The sequence below is a fragment of the Streptomyces sp. NBC_01235 genome (assembly GCF_035989285.1).
GTDB lineage: Bacteria > Actinomycetota > Actinomycetes > Streptomycetales > Streptomycetaceae > Streptomyces.
Genome location: NZ_CP108513.1, coordinates 9637481 through 9651766 on the forward strand (window position 1 = coordinate 9637481; position 14286 = coordinate 9651766).

Genomic DNA, 14286 nt, shown 5'->3' on the forward strand with positions numbered 1-14286 from the left:
ACCATGAGCAAGCCGCAGAAGCAGATCCACCTGGCCGCACACTTCCCGGGCGTCAACAACACCACCGTGTGGAGCGACCCGCGGGCCGGCAGCCACATCGAGTTCAGCTCCTTCGCCCACTTCGCACGGACCGCCGAACGCGCCAAGTTCGACTTCCTCTTCCTCGCCGAGGGCCTGCGCCTGCGCGAACAGGGCGGCAGGATCTACGACCTGGACGTGGTCGGCCGCCCCGACACCTTCACGATCCTCGCCGCCCTCGCCGCCGTCACCGACCGACTCGGCCTGACCGGCACCATCAACTCCACCTTCAACGAGCCCTACGAGGTGGCCCGCCAGTTCGCCAGCCTCGACCACCTCTCCGACGGCCGCTCCGCGTGGAACGTCGTCACCTCCTGGGACGCCTTCACGGGCGAGAACTTCCGCCGCGGCGGCTTCCTCCCGCAGGAGGAGCGCTACTCCCGCGCCAAGGAGTTCCTCGCCACCACCCACGAGCTCTTCGACTCCTGGCAGGGCGACGAGATCGTCGCCGACCAGAGCACGGGCACCTTCCTGAGCGACGCCAAGGCCGGGGCCTTCGTCCACGAGGGACAGCACTTCGACATCCACGGCCGGTTCAACGTGCCGCGCAGCCCCCAGGGCCGCCCGGTGATCTTCCAGGCCGGCGACTCCGACGAGGGCCGCGAGTTCGCCGCCGCCGGCGCCGACGCCGTCTTCAGCCGGTACGCCACGCTCGACGCGGGCCAGGCCTTCTACACCGACGTCAAGTCCCGCCTCGCCAAGTACGGCCGCCGCACCGACCAGTTGCTGATCCTGCCCGCCGCGAGCTTCGTCCTGGGCGACACCGACGCCGAGGCCGAGGAGATCGCGAAGGACGTGCGCCGCCGGCAGGTCAGCGGCGCCACCGCCCTCAAGCACCTGGAGTTCGTCTGGAACAGGGATCTGTCCGGCTACGACCCGGAAGGGCCCCTGCCCGACATCGAACCGGATCTCGGCGAGCACCACATCGCCCGCGGCCGCGCCCAGGTCCGTATGTACCGCGACCCGCTGGCCACCGCCCGCGAATGGCGGGAGCTCGCCGAGGCCAACAACTGGTCGATCCGCGACCTGGTCATCGAGACCGGCAACCGCCAGAACTTCGTCGGATCCCCTCAGACCGTCGCCCGGACGATCAACGACTACGTCCAGGCCGACGCCGCCGACGGCTTCATCCTCGTCCCGCACATCACCCCCGGCGGCCTCGACGAGTTCGCCGACAAGGTCGTCCCCCTCCTCCAGGAACAGGGCGTCTTCCGCACCGAGTACGAGGGCACCACGCTCCGGGACCACCTCGGCCTCGCTCTCCCGGACGACGAGTCGGGTGCCATGCGGGCGGCATCGTGAAGTTCCTCGCCATCACCCTGATCGTGCACCGCCCGGACCCGGTCACCGGCATCCGGAAGCCCACCCAGGACCGCTTCCGGGAGGTGCTCGACAACGCCCTGCTCGCCGAGGAGCTCGGCTTCGACGGCTTCGGCGTGGGGGAGCGGCACGAGCGGCCGTTCATCTCCTCCTCGCCGCCGGTCGTGCTCAGCCACATGGCCGCCCTGACCCGGCGGATCCGGCTGTTCACCGCCGTCACCACCCTCAGCCTCCTCGACCCGGTGCGCGCCTACGAGGACTACGCCACCCTCGACCACCTCTCCGGCGGCCGGCTGGAGCTGATCATCGGCAAGGGCAACGGCGCCGCCCAGCGCGAGCTGTTCCAGGTCACGCCCGAGGACCAGTGGGAGCGCAACGCCGAGAGCTACGAGGTGTTCCGGCAGATCTGGCGCAACGACAAGGTCACCGCGGCGACCCGGTTCCGGCCGGAGCTGACGGACGCCGAGGTGTGGCCCCGGCCGTACCAGCAGCCCGTCCGGGTCTGGCACGGCAGCGCCACCAGCAAGGAGTCCGTCGACCTGGCCGCCCGATACGGCGACCCGCTGTTCTCCGCGAACGTCACCAACCCCATCGAGCCCTACGCCGAGCTGATCCGCCACTACCGCGAACGCTGGGAGCACTACGGCCACGACCCGGCCGAACTCGCGGTCGGCGCCGGCACGGCGGGACTGCACGTGGCCCGCACCTCCCAGGAGGCCGTCGAGGCGTACCGGCCTGTCTTCGAAGGGACGCTCGCCTTCCAGAAGCAGGCCGGACTGCCCGTCGTCTTCGAGTCCCTGGAGGACTTCGTCGAGCGCAGCTCCGCCCTGATCGGCAGCCCGCAGCAGGTCATCGACAAGGTGCACCGCTACCACGAGCAGTTCGGCCACACCGTGCTGCACCTCCACGCAGACGCGAGTGGCCTCACCGACGTCCGGCACCGCGACTCGCTGGAGCTGTTCCAGTCGGAGGTGGCGTCGGTGCTGCGCAAGGAGATACCCGACCCGCCGTTCGCCTGGGCGCCGGTGCTCCCGACGCCGTCGACCACCGAGGAGCCGACGATCGAGGAGCCGACCCATGCCTGACATCCCGCTCGGCGTGCTCGACCTGGTCCCGATCTCCTCGGGCTCGACAGCGGCGGACGCGCTGCGCAACTCCATCGACCTGGCCCAGCACACCGAACGCCTCGGCTACGCCCGCTACTGGTTCGCCGAACACCACCTCAATCCCGGCGTCGCGGGCACGTCCCCGGCGGTCGTCCTCGCTCTGACGGCCGCCGCGACCTCCACCATCCGGCTCGGCTCCGGAGCCGTACAGCTCGGACACCGCACCGCCCTGTCCACGGTGGAGGAGTTCGGCCTGATCGACGCGCTGCACTCCGGCCGCTTCGACCTGGGCCTGGGCCGCTCGGGCGGCGGTCCGCCGGGGGAGAAGGCGGCCCCGTCGCCCACGGCCACCCCGGTCGTCGACGGCCGTGCCCCGGGCGGCCTGCTCATCCCGCCCCGCTTCTCCTTCGAACGCCTGCTCGGCTCGCCCCGGATCGCCCTGCAGCGCAAGCTGCTCCTGCTCCCGGGCGCCGCATCGCAGGACTACGCCGGCCAGATCGACGACATCCTCGCCCTGCTGGCCGGCACCTACCGCTCCCCGGAGGGCGTCGAGGCGCACGTCGTACCGGGCGAGGGCGCCGACGTCGAGGTGTGGATCCTGGGCAGCAGCGGCGGCCAGAGCGCCGAGGTCGCGGGCGCCCGGGGCCTGCGCTTCGCCGCGAACTACCACGTCAGCCCCGCCACCGTCCTGGAGGCGGTGGACCGCTACCGGGACCGCTTCAAGCCCTCCGAGTCCCTCGACGCGCCGTACGTGAGCGTCTCCGCCGATGTCGTCGTCGCCGAGGACGACGCCCGCGCCCACGAACTCGCCACCGGCTACGGTCTGTGGGTGCGCAGCATCCGCACCGCCGAGGGCGCGATCGAGTTCCCGACACCGGAGGAGGCCCGCGCCCACGCCTGGAGCGACCAGGACCGGGCCCTCGTCCAGGACCGGACGGACACCCAGTTCGTCGGCTCCCCTTCCCGCGTCGCCGACCAGCTGGAGCAGCTCCAAGAGGCCACCGACGCCGACGAGTTGCTCGTCACCACCATCACCCACGCCCACTCCGACCGCGTCCGCTCCTACGAACTCCTCGCCGAGGAGTGGCGTCGACGGGGTCACTCGTCCCGGTCCAGCTGACGGACGGGAGTCCCACGGCGAACCGGTGTGGCCGGGCCGTCACCCTCCCCCGAAGGTGACGGCCCGGCGCTTCCCCCGGCGCCGGACTGCGGTCTCTGAGCGGCCGTACGGCTCACCAGCACATGACGGCCGTCTCGCCCGAACCCCAGCCGGAGTACAGGCGTACGCGGACGAAGTAGCGGCGGCCCCTGACGAGCCGGGCCCTGATCGTGGCGTTGTGCGGCGTGCCTGCGTCGTCGTGTCCGGCGAGGAAGCGGGGCTCGCCGTCCCGCTCCTCGAAGACCACGACCACCGAGTCGCTCTCCCCGAAGGTGCCGAAGGTGTACTCGCGGGTCTCACGCGGCTCGACGGTGAAGTCGGCCTGCTCGCCCGGTCCCAGCGACAGCGGCACCGAACGGAACGGCACCAGCGCGGGCGGCCGGGGCGTGTCGAGCGGCGGGTACCAGCCGAGCACGAACTCCTTGTCCAGCGGCGACAGCGCGCCGGGCGGATGCACACCGCCGCGGAACTGCTCGGGCTCGAGGATCAGCCCCGCCGAGAAGGGGTACTCCATCACGGACTGCGGATCCCACACCGATCCGTTCACCTCGGCCGGGTCCAGCTTGCGCAGGATGTTGAACCAGGTCCGGTCCCGGCTCCAGTGGTTGGGCGGGCCCGCCAGGTCGGCGTACACGGCCTCGTCGTCCCAGTGGAGGCCGGCGAACGGGCTCTGGTGCTCGTGCTGCATGCCGAGCGCGTGCCCGATCTCGTGCAGAGCTGTCGCACGTTCCCCGGGCGCGGTCAGGTCCCAGCCGAAGTTCATGGTGCGCTCGTTGAGACCGGCCGACAGCGCGTCCCGGCCCACCGTCGACCAGGAGCCGTCACCCAGCTGGAAGCCGATGCGCAGTTCCGCCTCCGAGCGGTGGGCGACCTCGGTGAACGACACCCCGATGCCCAGCTCCCGCCACTCGCGGAAGCAGTCGCGCACGACCTGCCGCTGGTCCTCGCCGCCGACCCACGACACCCACCGGGTCCCCCCGGAGCCGGGCAGGGGAATGACCGACCCGTCGCCCTCGCCGTCGAAGAAGCAGTAGTGCAGGACGGTGCCGTTGACCCACATCCGCCGCCCGCTCATCAGCGCGCCGAGCCGCTCGGCGGCCAGCCCCGGGGCGAACACGGGGGCCGACTGCTGGGCGAGCGAGCAGTAACGGGCGGTCATGGGTTCCAGGGTGCCGTGCGGGACCGTCCGGGGGCCTGAGTCGGGGGCTACTCAAGTCGCCCTGTATCAGGGGTGAGTATGCCGACTCCAGTAGATGTGACGACGTTCGAACCGCACGCCAGGACCCTGCGACTGCCATGGCCGTTCACGGGCCGGGACGAGGAACTGGAGCTCGTCCGCCGCTCCTTGGCGGGCGCCCGGCCGGGCATCGTGATCACGGGACCGGCGGGCTGCGGCCGCACCCGCCTCGCCATGGAGGCGGTCCGCGGCACCGACTGCGCCCGGGTGGCCGGCACCCCCGAAACCCGTGATCAGTCCTTCGCCGCCTTCGCCCATCTGCTGCCCGAAGGCGTCACCCTGCACCGCGCCGTCCAACTCCTCGCGGGCATACGGCTGTTGCTGGTCGACGACGCGCACCTGCTGGACGACACCTCCGCGGCCCTGGTCCATCAGCTGGCCGTCCAGGGCCGCACCCGGCTGCTGGTCCTCGTGACGGACGGAGCGCCCGCGCCCGGCGCCGTCTCCCGGCTGTGGACCGGCGAACTGCTGCCCCGTCTGACCCTGGAACCCCTGCCCCACGAGGAGACCGTCCAGCTCCTCACGGCCGGCGCCGGCGGGCCGCTGGAGCCCCTCACCGCCAACCGTCTGCTCCGGCTGTGCCGGGGCGACCTGCGTCTCCTGCGCGACCTGCTGGACGCGCTGCGCGAGCGGGGCCTGCTCACCCGGGGCGCGGACACCGACGAGTGGACGTGGCGCGGCCGGGTCCCGGTGACGGCGGCCCTGCGGGAACGCACCGCCGCCGTCCTCACCCGCCCCTGCCCCGACGAACGCGAGGCGCTCGACCGCCTCGCCTTCGCGGAACCGCTGCCGCTGTCGGCGGACACCCTGGACCTGCGGACCCTCGAACGCCTGGAGGCGGACGGCCTTCTCGACGTCGCCGCCGACGAGACGACCGTCCGCCTGGCCCACCCCCTGCACGGCACGGTCCTGCGTGCCGCGGCCGGCCGGCTGCGCGCGAGGCGGCTCACCGGCCGACGGCGGTCCGTCGCGCCCGCCCTCGACGCCGAGGCGGCCGAGCTGACCCGCCGCATCGAGCGGGCCGACGTCCGCACGGCGCCGACGCCCGTGGGGGAGTGGCTCGTCGCGGAGGGGGAACCGGTACCGCCGTGGTACGCCGCCGTCCGCGCGCGGTTCTCACGGCTGCGGGGAGAACTGCGCGAGGCGGCGGCCTGGGCGAGGGAGGGCCTGGCCGAGGCCCCGCACGACCACGTCTGCCGCACCGAACTGGCCCTGGCCGCCGCCCAGTCGGGGGAGACGGGCGCACTGGTCGAACCCCTCGCCGACCACCCGGGCACAGCCGCTTGGCCGCCCGCCGCCCGCGGAGACCTCGACACCGCCCTGAAGACCCTTGAGACCGCCGTCACCTGCTCCGCCCACGCGCACCGGCCCCTGCCCGCAGGGTCCGGCGCCGACACGGGCCAGAGCCTGTCCGCGGGTTGTGGGGCCGGCACAGCCCGCGGCGATCACGCGTCTTGCGACGCTCGCGCGGCCCGGGGCCTGTGCGAGGGGTGCGACGCTCGCGCGGCCCGGGGCCTGTCCGAGGGGTGCGACGCTCGCACCGGTCACGACCCCTACTCGGCCTACGACGCCGTCCGGCTCGGGGCCCCCGAGTGGGCCGCACCCCAGCTCCCGGCCGACGGCGTCTTCGCCCGTCACGCCCGTGCGCTCGCGCGGGGCGACGGTCCCGCCCTGGACGCGGTGGCCGCCGAGCTTGAGGAGCGCGGGTTCCTCCTCTTCGCCGCCGAGGCGCACGCGCAGGCCGTACGCGCGCACAGCGACCCCAGCGCGGCCCGCACCGCCCGTACGCGTGCCGTCGCCCTGGCCCGACGCTGCCAGGGGGCCCGCACGCCGGCGCTGTCGGGCCTGGTCCTGGGCGAACTCACCGCCCGTCAGCGGCAGATCGTCACCCTCGCCGCGGCCGGTCTCAGTAACCGGCAGATCGCCGAACGGCTCACCCTGTCCGTCCGTACCGTCGGCAACCACCTCTACAGCGCCTACACCCGCCTCGGCGCCGGCGACCGCGGGGCCCTGCCGTGGCTGGTGGAGCAGCCGGCCTGAGCAGGCCGGGCCCAGGGCGTGTCACGCCGCGCCGAACGCCGTGAACGCCCACCCCGTCGCCTGGTGCAGCGCGTCCCCCGGCAGCGAGGCGCGCGCGTCCCGCAGGGCCTCCGCCAGGGACAGACCGGCGCCGAGGCTCTTGTGCAGGGCCAGCATCAGCGGGACGACCGCCGCGTCGTTGACGGGCGCGCTGCTCGCCACCACGCCCGCCGTACCCAGCGGCAGCAACGCCGTGACCAGGCCCAGGAGTTCGTCGGCGCCGACCGAGGCGAGCCGGGCGGTGTCGCAGCTGGACAGGATGATCCGGTACGGGCTGCGGGCGAGCCGCTCGAAGTCGTGGACGATCAGCGGACCGTCCGCCATGCGCAGCGACGAGAACATCGGGCTGTCGGCGCGGAACGTGCCGTGCGCGGCGATGTGCGCCAGCGCCGCTCCGTCCAACTCCCTCAGCACGCGCGGCACATGGGCGTCGGCCTGCTCCAGCACGATCGGTGCGCCGTACCGTCCGGCCACCTCCGGCACCTCCGCCCCGCCGGTCGCGAGCCCCGGTCCCCGCACCAGGACCTGTCGGCCGCCCGGCGGCGGCTCGGTCTCCCGCGCCCGCAGCCAGCCACTGGCCGACGGAGACACACTGACCACCCGCTCCCGCAGCGACGGCAGCAGCGCCCACGGCACCCGGTGCAGCCGGGCCGGCGGCACCACCACCAGGGGACCCGGGCCCAGGTGCTCCGCCGCCTCGCCCAGCAGCAGTTCCTCCAGCCGTCGCCCCGCAGCCTCCACCACCGGCAGCCGGCCCTCCGCCCCGGGATGGGCCAGCCGTCGCAGCCCGGCCTGGACGTGCTCGGCCTCCCGTTCCGCCTCGGCCAGCAGCCCGCCCGCGAACCGGCGCACCCGCCCGCCCCCGCACAGCAGCGCCTGAACCCGCCCGTCCAGTACGGCGAGTTCGATCAGCCCTCCCTCGCCGAGCCGCTCCAGCAGCCGGCCCGCGTCGAACCGGTCGCCGCCGAACCGGTCGCCGCCCCAGGGCGTGACCCCGCGGATGTGCAGGGTCCGGGAGCGGATCTCCCGCTCCAGGCGCCGCTGTTCACGCTCCAGAGTCGGCACCGGCCTGCCTTCCATCCGGGCAGCCTCCGCGCGGTCGGCGATCACCCGGAACGCGGTCAGCCCGCTCAGCAGCGCCGGGTCGGCCGGCGGCCGGGTGGGCGGCGTCGACAGCGCCGTGGCCCGCCAGCGTTCGCTCCACACCAGCAACTGCCGTGGCCCGCCCCGTTCCAGACTGACCTCCTGGGCCAGCGCGGCGAGTTCGGCGCCCTGCGCGGTGGCCCGGGCCCGCAGTTCGGAGGCGCCCAGCGTCGTGCGGTGGTCGTCGAGGACGTCGAGTCCGCGCCGGCAGGCCTCCAGCACACCCCGGCCCGAGCCGGCGGCCCGCGCCCACAGGGCCTGCGCCGCCCAGCCCGTCATCCGAGCCAGCGGCGGGCCGCTGCGCCGGCTGCGGGCGGCGATCTGCAGATAGCGTTCGGCGTCCGTCGTCCAGTTCAGTTCCAGCGCGATCCGGCCCGCCAGCAGCCAGGCCTCCGGGGCGGCCGGCGCCTGGAAGGCGGCGAGCCGCTCGGCGAGCCTGGCGGCGTCCGCGACCAGCCGGCCCGAGGCGCGCCCGGTGGCCACCCGGGCCTCGATCAGCACCAGTCGCGCGTGCGTCTCCCACCAGGTGCGCCGCTGCCCCGCGAAGAGCCGCTCGGCCACCGCCGCGCGCGCGATCGCCGTCCCCGGATCACCCGCCAGCCGCGCCGCCTTCGCGGCCGCCAGCAGCAGCTCCGCCTTGCGCGTGGACTGCCCGCCGATGCCGTCCAGCACCCCTATGGCGGCGTCCGCCTCGGCCAGTGCCTCCGGTGCGAGTCCGGCCGCCATCAGGACCTCGCAGCGCCGGATGTTGAGCATGAACGTCGGCGTGCCGAGCTTGGCGTAGCGCTCCTCCGCCTCGTCGAGGAGCCGCAGCGCGGCAGGAACATCCCCGGAGCGGAACGCGGCCAGCCCCCGGCTCTCCACCGCGTCCGCCTTGTCGTGCTCCTGGCCGGTGGTGTCCCACAGCGCCTCGGCGGCCGTGAAGTCCGCCTCGGCCCGGTCCACCGCCCCGAGGGCCAGGTGCACGGTGGCGCGCAGAGTGAGGGCGCGCGCCGTCCAGATGACGTCGTCCGCCCCGCGCAGCACGGGAATCGCCCGGCGTACGTCCTCCAGCGCCTCGCGATGCAGGCCGAGCACCCACAAGGAGTAGGCCCGCCGGTACAGCACGCGCGCGCGGGTGTGGCCCGTGCCGCGCTCGACGCCGCGCTCGAACGCCGCCAGCCCCTGCCGGGTGCGGCCCGCGTGCACCAGGGCCACGCCGAGCGTGCCGAGGACGTCCGCCTCCCGCTCGGCCGAGTCCGAGCGCGCCGCGAGATCCCGGGCGCGCCGTAGATGGTCCAGGGCGAGACGCATGTCGCCCCAGTCCCGCTGCCAGATGCCGATCACCTGGTGGGCGACCGAGGCGTGCAACGGCGTCGGATCGGTGTCGAGCACTCCTTCCGCCCGCGACAACGCTTCGCTGGGGGCGGCGAACACCATCGGCAGCAGTTCGAGAACCCTGTCGTTTCCCGCTGTCACTCCACGGATGGTAGTGCTCCGGTCTGCACGCCACACCGGTTCGGCAGCGTATCCACCAGTAACAATTGGACGTCGAGTCAACGAAGTCGGCGCAATGAGGGGGCGCGCGGCCGCTGCCGCACCACCCGACTCCGCAACCGCACCACCCGAACCCGTCGTCGCACCACCTGTATCAGACGACCTCCTCGCGGGTCTTGCTGACGACCACCGGCTGTAGGGGAGGACATGCCATGGCACCACAGCGTTTCCACGAGCAGTTCGACCAGATCCAACGCGCGCTGTCCGACGTCCCGTTGGCGATGGGGCCGGACGACTCCGCCGAGTTCATCTACGAGAAGGGAGTCGTCCTCGCCCGTGACGGCGAGGAGGCCCAGGTCGTCGAGGACGCCGTCCGCTCGCACTTCACCGCGACCGAGGGCCTCGTCCCGGATCATGTGCGCCGGGCGGGCCCGCAGACCAACCGCTCCGGGATCACCCGCGTCCGGGTCGGCGACCCGGGGGAGGGCGGCCGCGCCGGCGACCACACCGTGGCGGGTGCCCTGCGCGCGCTGCGGGAGGCGGAGGGACGCGCGGGCCGTCGACTGGTCAGCCGCAACCACGTGGTGTCGATCGCGGTCAACGCCTGCCCCGGTGACGAGCCGGTGCCCGCCCCGCGCACCGAGCCGCCCAACCCGTCCGCGGCCCAGGAGGCCCACGATGCGGACGGCGCCGTCGGTGTGCTCGTCATCGACACCGGTCTGACGCACGACTACCGCTCCTACCCGCTGCTGGCCCACACCGAGGGCGACGCCCAGCTCAGGGAGACCGACGAGGACGGGATCCTCCAGCAGTACGTCGGCCACGGCACGTTCATCGCCGGACTCGTCGCGGCCGTCGCCCCCAACACCGACGTCACCGTGCGGAACACACTCAACGACGCCGGCGCGATCCTGGAGTCCGAGTTCGGCGAGAAGCTCTTCGACGCCGTCGAGGACGGCTGGCCCGACATCATCAGCCTCTCCGCAGGAACCTCCAACGGCCGCGTCGACGGCCTGCTCGGCGTGGCCGCGTTCATGGAGGAACTCCGCGCGCACGACACCCTGTTGGTGGCCGCCGCCGGCAACAACGCCAGCGCCGCGCCCTTCTGGCCCGCCGCCTACGCCGCCCTGCCCGACTACGCCGACGCGGTGCTGTCGGTGGGCGCGCTGCGCGGCGACGGCGAGTTCGGCGCCTGCTTCAGCAACCACGGCGCCTGGGTGAAGGTGTACGCCCCCGGCGAGCGCCTCACCAGCGCCCTCACCGGCTTCGACACACCCGTCCCGTACGTCTACCAGCACTCCACCTACGAGGCCTGCCGCTACGGCTTCACCTACTCCTGCACCTGCCGATCTCCACGCCACACCGGTGTGTTGAGCGAGGCGCAGCAGGTCACCCCGGGCAAGCCGGACCAGGTGATGTTCGAGGGGCTGGCCGCCTGGAGCGGGACGTCCTTCGCGACTCCGGTGGTGGCCGGGCTCGTCGCCGCCTGCATGACCGCGCACCAGGAGACCGATCCACGTGCCGCCGCCCGCCGACTGCTCACCGCGAACACCGAGTTCGCCGAGGTGCGTGGGGCCCACGTACTGGCCCTGCGTCCGCCCACCTGGCGCCCGGTCCAGGTCGGTCCGGCGTGAGGGCATCATGAGGTCCGAGACGAGCCCCGCCACGGCGTACGATGACAGGCCGTACACGAGGGGTGGGACCGTGGACCGTACTGATGTCGGCGCGCTCGTCCGGTCCGCCGTCGACGGTGACACGGCGGCCTGGAAAGCGCTGGTGGACGGGCTGAGCCCGTTGGTCTGGTCCGTCGTGCGCGCGCACCGGCTCTCCGACGCCGACGGCCACGAGGTGTACCAGACCGTCTGGTTCCGCTTCGCCCAGCATCTCGGTCGGATCCGCGAGCCGCACAAGGCGGGTTCCTGGCTCGCGAGCACCGCGCGCAACGAGTGCCTGAAAGTGATCAAGGGCTTGAGGCGGTTGACGCCGACCGACGATCCCCAGCTGCTCGACCGGGCCAGTGAGGAACGGACTCCTGAGCAGTCGGTCCTCGACTCGGAGGAGGCGGCCGCGCAGAGCGAGCGCGTGCGGTTCCTGTGGCAGGAGTTCGAGGCGCTCGGCGACCGCTGCCGACAACTGCTGCGGGTGCTGATCGCCTCGCCGCCGCCCAGCTATCAGGAGGTGTCGGCCGCGCTGGGCATCGCCGTCGGCAGCATCGGACCGATGCGCCAGCGATGTCTGCGCCGCCTGCGCGCCCGACTCGACGCACGGGGAGCCCTGTGAACGCCATGAACGACGACGAGCGAGACGACATCTTCGGCGAAGTCCCCTTCGTCGACGAGGAGTTCGACCACGACCGGCTGGAGGAGGAACTCCGCCAGGCCGCCGCCATCCTGGACCCGGTGCCGGCCGAACTGCGGCGGGCCGCCATCGAGGCCTACGCCCTGCACGACCTGGACGCCCGGATCGCCGAGCTGACGTTCGACTCGCTGGTCGACGCCCTCCCGGTGCGGGGAGCGGAGGACGTGCCGCGGATGCTGACCTTCCACACGGGTGGGCTGACGGTCGACGTCGAGGTGACCGGGGAGGGGCTCATGGGGCAGCTGCTGCCGCCCCAGTCGGCCTCCATCGAGGTCCTGCACGGCCCCCGGGCGGGCGCCGCCCTCACTGCCGACGACATGGGCCGCTTCGCCTGCGAAACACCGCCCACCGGCCCGTTCGCCCTACGCCTGCGGACCGGCGGGGAGGTTGTCGTCACGGAGTGGCTGCGCGCCTGAGCCCCGAGAGCTCGCGCCTGACGGCGCGCCTGAAGTGCGGTGCCGTCCACCTTGCTTGACGGATCGTCAGCTCGGTGTGGCCGAACCGCGGATCGTTGGGCACCGTACGTCCGCGTAGCGGGTGGCCGTGCCAGGCCCGGCCCTCGCCGTGCGGCAGGCGGATCCGGGTCAGCGGGCCCTCCCGCATCGGCCCGGCCAGGACCGGGGTCGAACTCCGTGTCGTTCAGGTCGAGCGAGGGCCGGTCCCGCAGCCGGGGTGGGGCCCGGCCGGTCAGCGTGGTGGTCTCCTCGGCCATGCCCTCCAACCTCGCCGGCCCGGTTCGCCTGCCGCGCGGGAGCGCTCCGGCCCAAGGTCAGCCGGTGACGGCGGCCACGAGGGACGCCAGCGCCGAGGCGAGCCGGGTGAGCCCCGGGCCGGCCGGACCGCCCGGCTCGGTCATGTACGTGTCCCGCCGGATCTCCACCATCAGCGCGCTCACCCGCGGCTCCGTCCCGTAGTACTCCAGGGGCACGTACGTCCCGGAGAACGGGCTGTCGAGCCCGGTCTCCCCGACCGCCGTCCCGAACGCCTCCCGCGCGGCGGCGAGCAGCCCGGGCGGGGTGTGGAAGGCGTCGGTACCCAGACAGACCGGCGGCCGCGGCCCCTCCCCGTGCAGCTCGTAGGGCAGCGGCCGGCTGGGATAGGAGTGCACGTCGACGACGACGGCCCGCCCGACGGCCGCCAGCCGCTCGGCGACAGCGTCGGTCATCGCCTGCGCGTACGGCCGGAAGTAGCGTGCGACCAGCGGCTCGGGGTCGGTCTCCGCGAGCCGCAGCACCTCGCGATGCGTGGTCCGCGTGTAGACGGCACCCATGCCGACGGCCCGCATCTCCTCCCGCTCGTCCGGGAACCGCTCCGGATCGACGACCAGCCGCGACAGCCGGTTCACGAACCGCCAGGGCGTCACGCCCGCCAGACTGGCCGCCTCCTCGGCGATCTCCGCGGTGTGCGAGTCGGTGATGTGGTCCAGCTCCCGCTCCAGCGCCCCGTCGTCCAGCACGATGCCCGCCCGCACCTCGGCCGGTATCTCCCGCGCCGAGTGCGGCACATGCAGGATCACCGGTGAGCCGGAGGCACCGGGCAGGAACGCGAAGGACGGTGCGGCAGGGGTCATGAGGCTGCTCCCGGGGCGTTGTCAGTGGTGTGGTGCATGATCGGAGGTGCCATCACAACACGGTCGGGGAAGGGCGGGAGAACGGCATGGCGGTGACGAACGAGCAGGTGACGGGACACGCCTTCCTGAAGGCGCTGTACGGGGACGACTACTACCCCGATCACCTGGTGGACCGGGGCAAGCAGATCCTGTCGCGCCTGTGCGAGCGCATCGAGGCCGAGCGGCCGGCCGACCTCGCCGCGCTGTACGTCCTGACCCACGCCGCCACCGAGGAGTTCAACGATCTTCAGGAGGCCTTCTGGGCGGCCGACAGCGAGATCGAGACGGTGGCACGCGAGGAGCTGGCCGAGGACTTCTGGTTCGTCGCCCGTGCCTACGGCTTCGCGGACGCGGACGTGGAGGAGCTGATCGGAACACGGGACTGGTGAACGTCCGGCGGAGCAACTCCCGCGCCGGCGCCGCCATCTGATCCGTCTCGACCAGGAAGCCGAAAGCCCGCCCGGCCGATCTGTTCCGCGCTCGCTGCCGCCGTGCTTGCCGGCGCCGTCGCGGCCGTCAGGGGCAGGGCCTCGACCCGTGGCGGGTACGGCGCCGCCCGGTCCACGGCCCGTCACCCGCCATCGACCTGCCGACGACCCGCGCCCACCTGCCGACGACCCGCGCTCACCGGGCGACGACCTGTGCCCACGGGGCGACGACCTGTGCCCACGGGGCGACGACCTGCGTCCACGGGGCGACGACCTGTGCCCACGGGGCGACG

The 14286-nt window shown here is 73.4% G+C and carries 11 protein-coding genes; 8 read left to right on the top strand and 3 right to left on the bottom strand.

Annotated features, from left to right (window positions below; all coding sequences use genetic code 11):
- Positions 1-3: 3 nt before the first annotated feature.
- The 3 genes from OG289_RS43425 to OG289_RS43435 are packed head-to-tail and all read left to right on the top strand — an operon-like array spanning position 4 to position 3624.
- On the top strand, positions 4-1380 hold the full coding sequence (locus OG289_RS43425) for an NtaA/DmoA family FMN-dependent monooxygenase (protein WP_327319504.1): 1377 nt from the start codon (positions 4-6) through the stop codon (positions 1378-1380).
- Complete coding sequence (locus OG289_RS43430) at positions 1377-2483, top strand: LLM class flavin-dependent oxidoreductase (RefSeq protein ID WP_327319505.1); 1107 nt, start codon at positions 1377-1379, stop codon at positions 2481-2483. The genes OG289_RS43425 and OG289_RS43430 overlap by 4 nt, the downstream gene beginning before the upstream one ends.
- Positions 2476-3624 carry an LLM class flavin-dependent oxidoreductase gene (locus OG289_RS43435; RefSeq protein WP_327319506.1) on the top strand — a complete coding sequence of 383 codons (1149 nt, stop codon included), beginning with the start codon at positions 2476-2478 and terminating at the stop codon, positions 3622-3624. Before OG289_RS43430 ends, OG289_RS43435 begins: the two co-directional genes overlap by 8 nt.
- A 112-nt stretch (positions 3625-3736) precedes the next feature.
- Here the strand turns inward: OG289_RS43435 and absR1 are convergent, their stop codons facing one another.
- On the bottom strand, positions 3737-4822 hold the full coding sequence (absR1, locus tag OG289_RS43440) for a beta-glucuronidase AbsR1 (RefSeq protein WP_327319507.1): 1086 nt from the start codon (positions 4820-4822) through the stop codon (positions 3737-3739).
- A gap of 78 nt (positions 4823-4900) precedes the next feature.
- On the opposite strand from absR1, the gene OG289_RS43445 reads away from it, so the two are divergent.
- Positions 4901-6940, top strand: coding sequence for a LuxR C-terminal-related transcriptional regulator (locus OG289_RS43445; RefSeq protein WP_327319508.1), 2040 nt, complete (start codon positions 4901-4903; stop codon positions 6938-6940).
- 21 nt (positions 6941-6961) lie between these two features.
- On the opposite strand, the gene OG289_RS43450 is transcribed toward OG289_RS43445, so the two are convergent.
- Positions 6962-9541 carry a CHAT domain-containing protein gene (locus OG289_RS43450; protein ID WP_327320982.1) on the bottom strand — a complete coding sequence of 860 codons (2580 nt, stop codon included), beginning with the start codon at positions 9539-9541 and terminating at the stop codon, positions 6962-6964.
- A 269-nt stretch (positions 9542-9810) separates the two neighbouring features.
- Between OG289_RS43450 and OG289_RS43455 the strand changes: the two genes are divergently transcribed.
- The 3 genes from OG289_RS43455 (at position 9811) to OG289_RS43465 (ending at position 12372) form a co-directional block, all read left to right on the top strand.
- The gene (locus tag OG289_RS43455; RefSeq protein ID WP_327319509.1) at positions 9811-11232 is read left to right on the top strand and encodes a S8/S53 family peptidase; all 1422 of its coding nucleotides are present in this window, start codon (positions 9811-9813) and stop codon (positions 11230-11232) included.
- 70 nt (positions 11233-11302) lie between these two features.
- The gene (locus tag OG289_RS43460) at positions 11303-11878 is read left to right on the top strand and encodes an RNA polymerase sigma factor (RefSeq protein ID WP_442819036.1); all 576 of its coding nucleotides are present in this window, start codon (positions 11303-11305) and stop codon (positions 11876-11878) included.
- A 5-nt stretch (positions 11879-11883) separates the two neighbouring features.
- Positions 11884-12372 (top strand): hypothetical protein, encoded by a 489-nt coding sequence (locus OG289_RS43465; protein ID WP_327319511.1) that lies wholly within the window; start codon positions 11884-11886, stop codon positions 12370-12372.
- Between the two features lie 353 nt (positions 12373-12725).
- Here OG289_RS43465 and OG289_RS43470 read toward each other — a convergent pair whose 3' ends face one another.
- The gene (locus OG289_RS43470) at positions 12726-13526 is read right to left on the bottom strand and encodes an N-formylglutamate amidohydrolase (protein ID WP_327319512.1); all 801 of its coding nucleotides are present in this window, start codon (positions 13524-13526) and stop codon (positions 12726-12728) included.
- Positions 13527-13612: 86 nt separating this feature from the next.
- Here OG289_RS43470 and OG289_RS43475 point away from each other — a divergent pair, with 86 nt between their 5' ends.
- Positions 13613-13954: a DUF5713 family protein gene (locus tag OG289_RS43475; protein WP_327319513.1), complete on the top strand. Its 342-nt coding sequence runs from the start codon at positions 13613-13615 to the stop codon at positions 13952-13954.
- Positions 13955-14286 lie beyond the last annotated feature (332 nt).

Coding starts and splice junctions, on each gene's coding strand:
- absR1 (WP_327319507.1), bottom strand. CDS start 4,822: ATGACCGCCCGTTACTGCTCGCTCGCCCAGCAGTCGGCCCCCGTGTTC.
- OG289_RS43455 (WP_327319509.1), top strand. CDS start 9,811: ATGGCACCACAGCGTTTCCACGAGCAGTTCGACCAGATCCAACGCGCG.
- OG289_RS43465 (WP_327319511.1), top strand. CDS start 11,884: ATGAACGACGACGAGCGAGACGACATCTTCGGCGAAGTCCCCTTCGTC.
- OG289_RS43425 (WP_327319504.1), top strand. CDS start 4: ATGAGCAAGCCGCAGAAGCAGATCCACCTGGCCGCACACTTCCCGGGC.
- OG289_RS43450 (WP_327320982.1), bottom strand. CDS start 9,541: ATGGTGTTCGCCGCCCCCAGCGAAGCGTTGTCGCGGGCGGAAGGAGTG.
- OG289_RS43435 (WP_327319506.1), top strand. CDS start 2,476: ATGCCTGACATCCCGCTCGGCGTGCTCGACCTGGTCCCGATCTCCTCG.
- OG289_RS43470 (WP_327319512.1), bottom strand. CDS start 13,526: ATGACCCCTGCCGCACCGTCCTTCGCGTTCCTGCCCGGTGCCTCCGGC.
- OG289_RS43475 (WP_327319513.1), top strand. CDS start 13,613: ATGGCGGTGACGAACGAGCAGGTGACGGGACACGCCTTCCTGAAGGCG.
- OG289_RS43445 (WP_327319508.1), top strand. CDS start 4,901: ATGCCGACTCCAGTAGATGTGACGACGTTCGAACCGCACGCCAGGACC.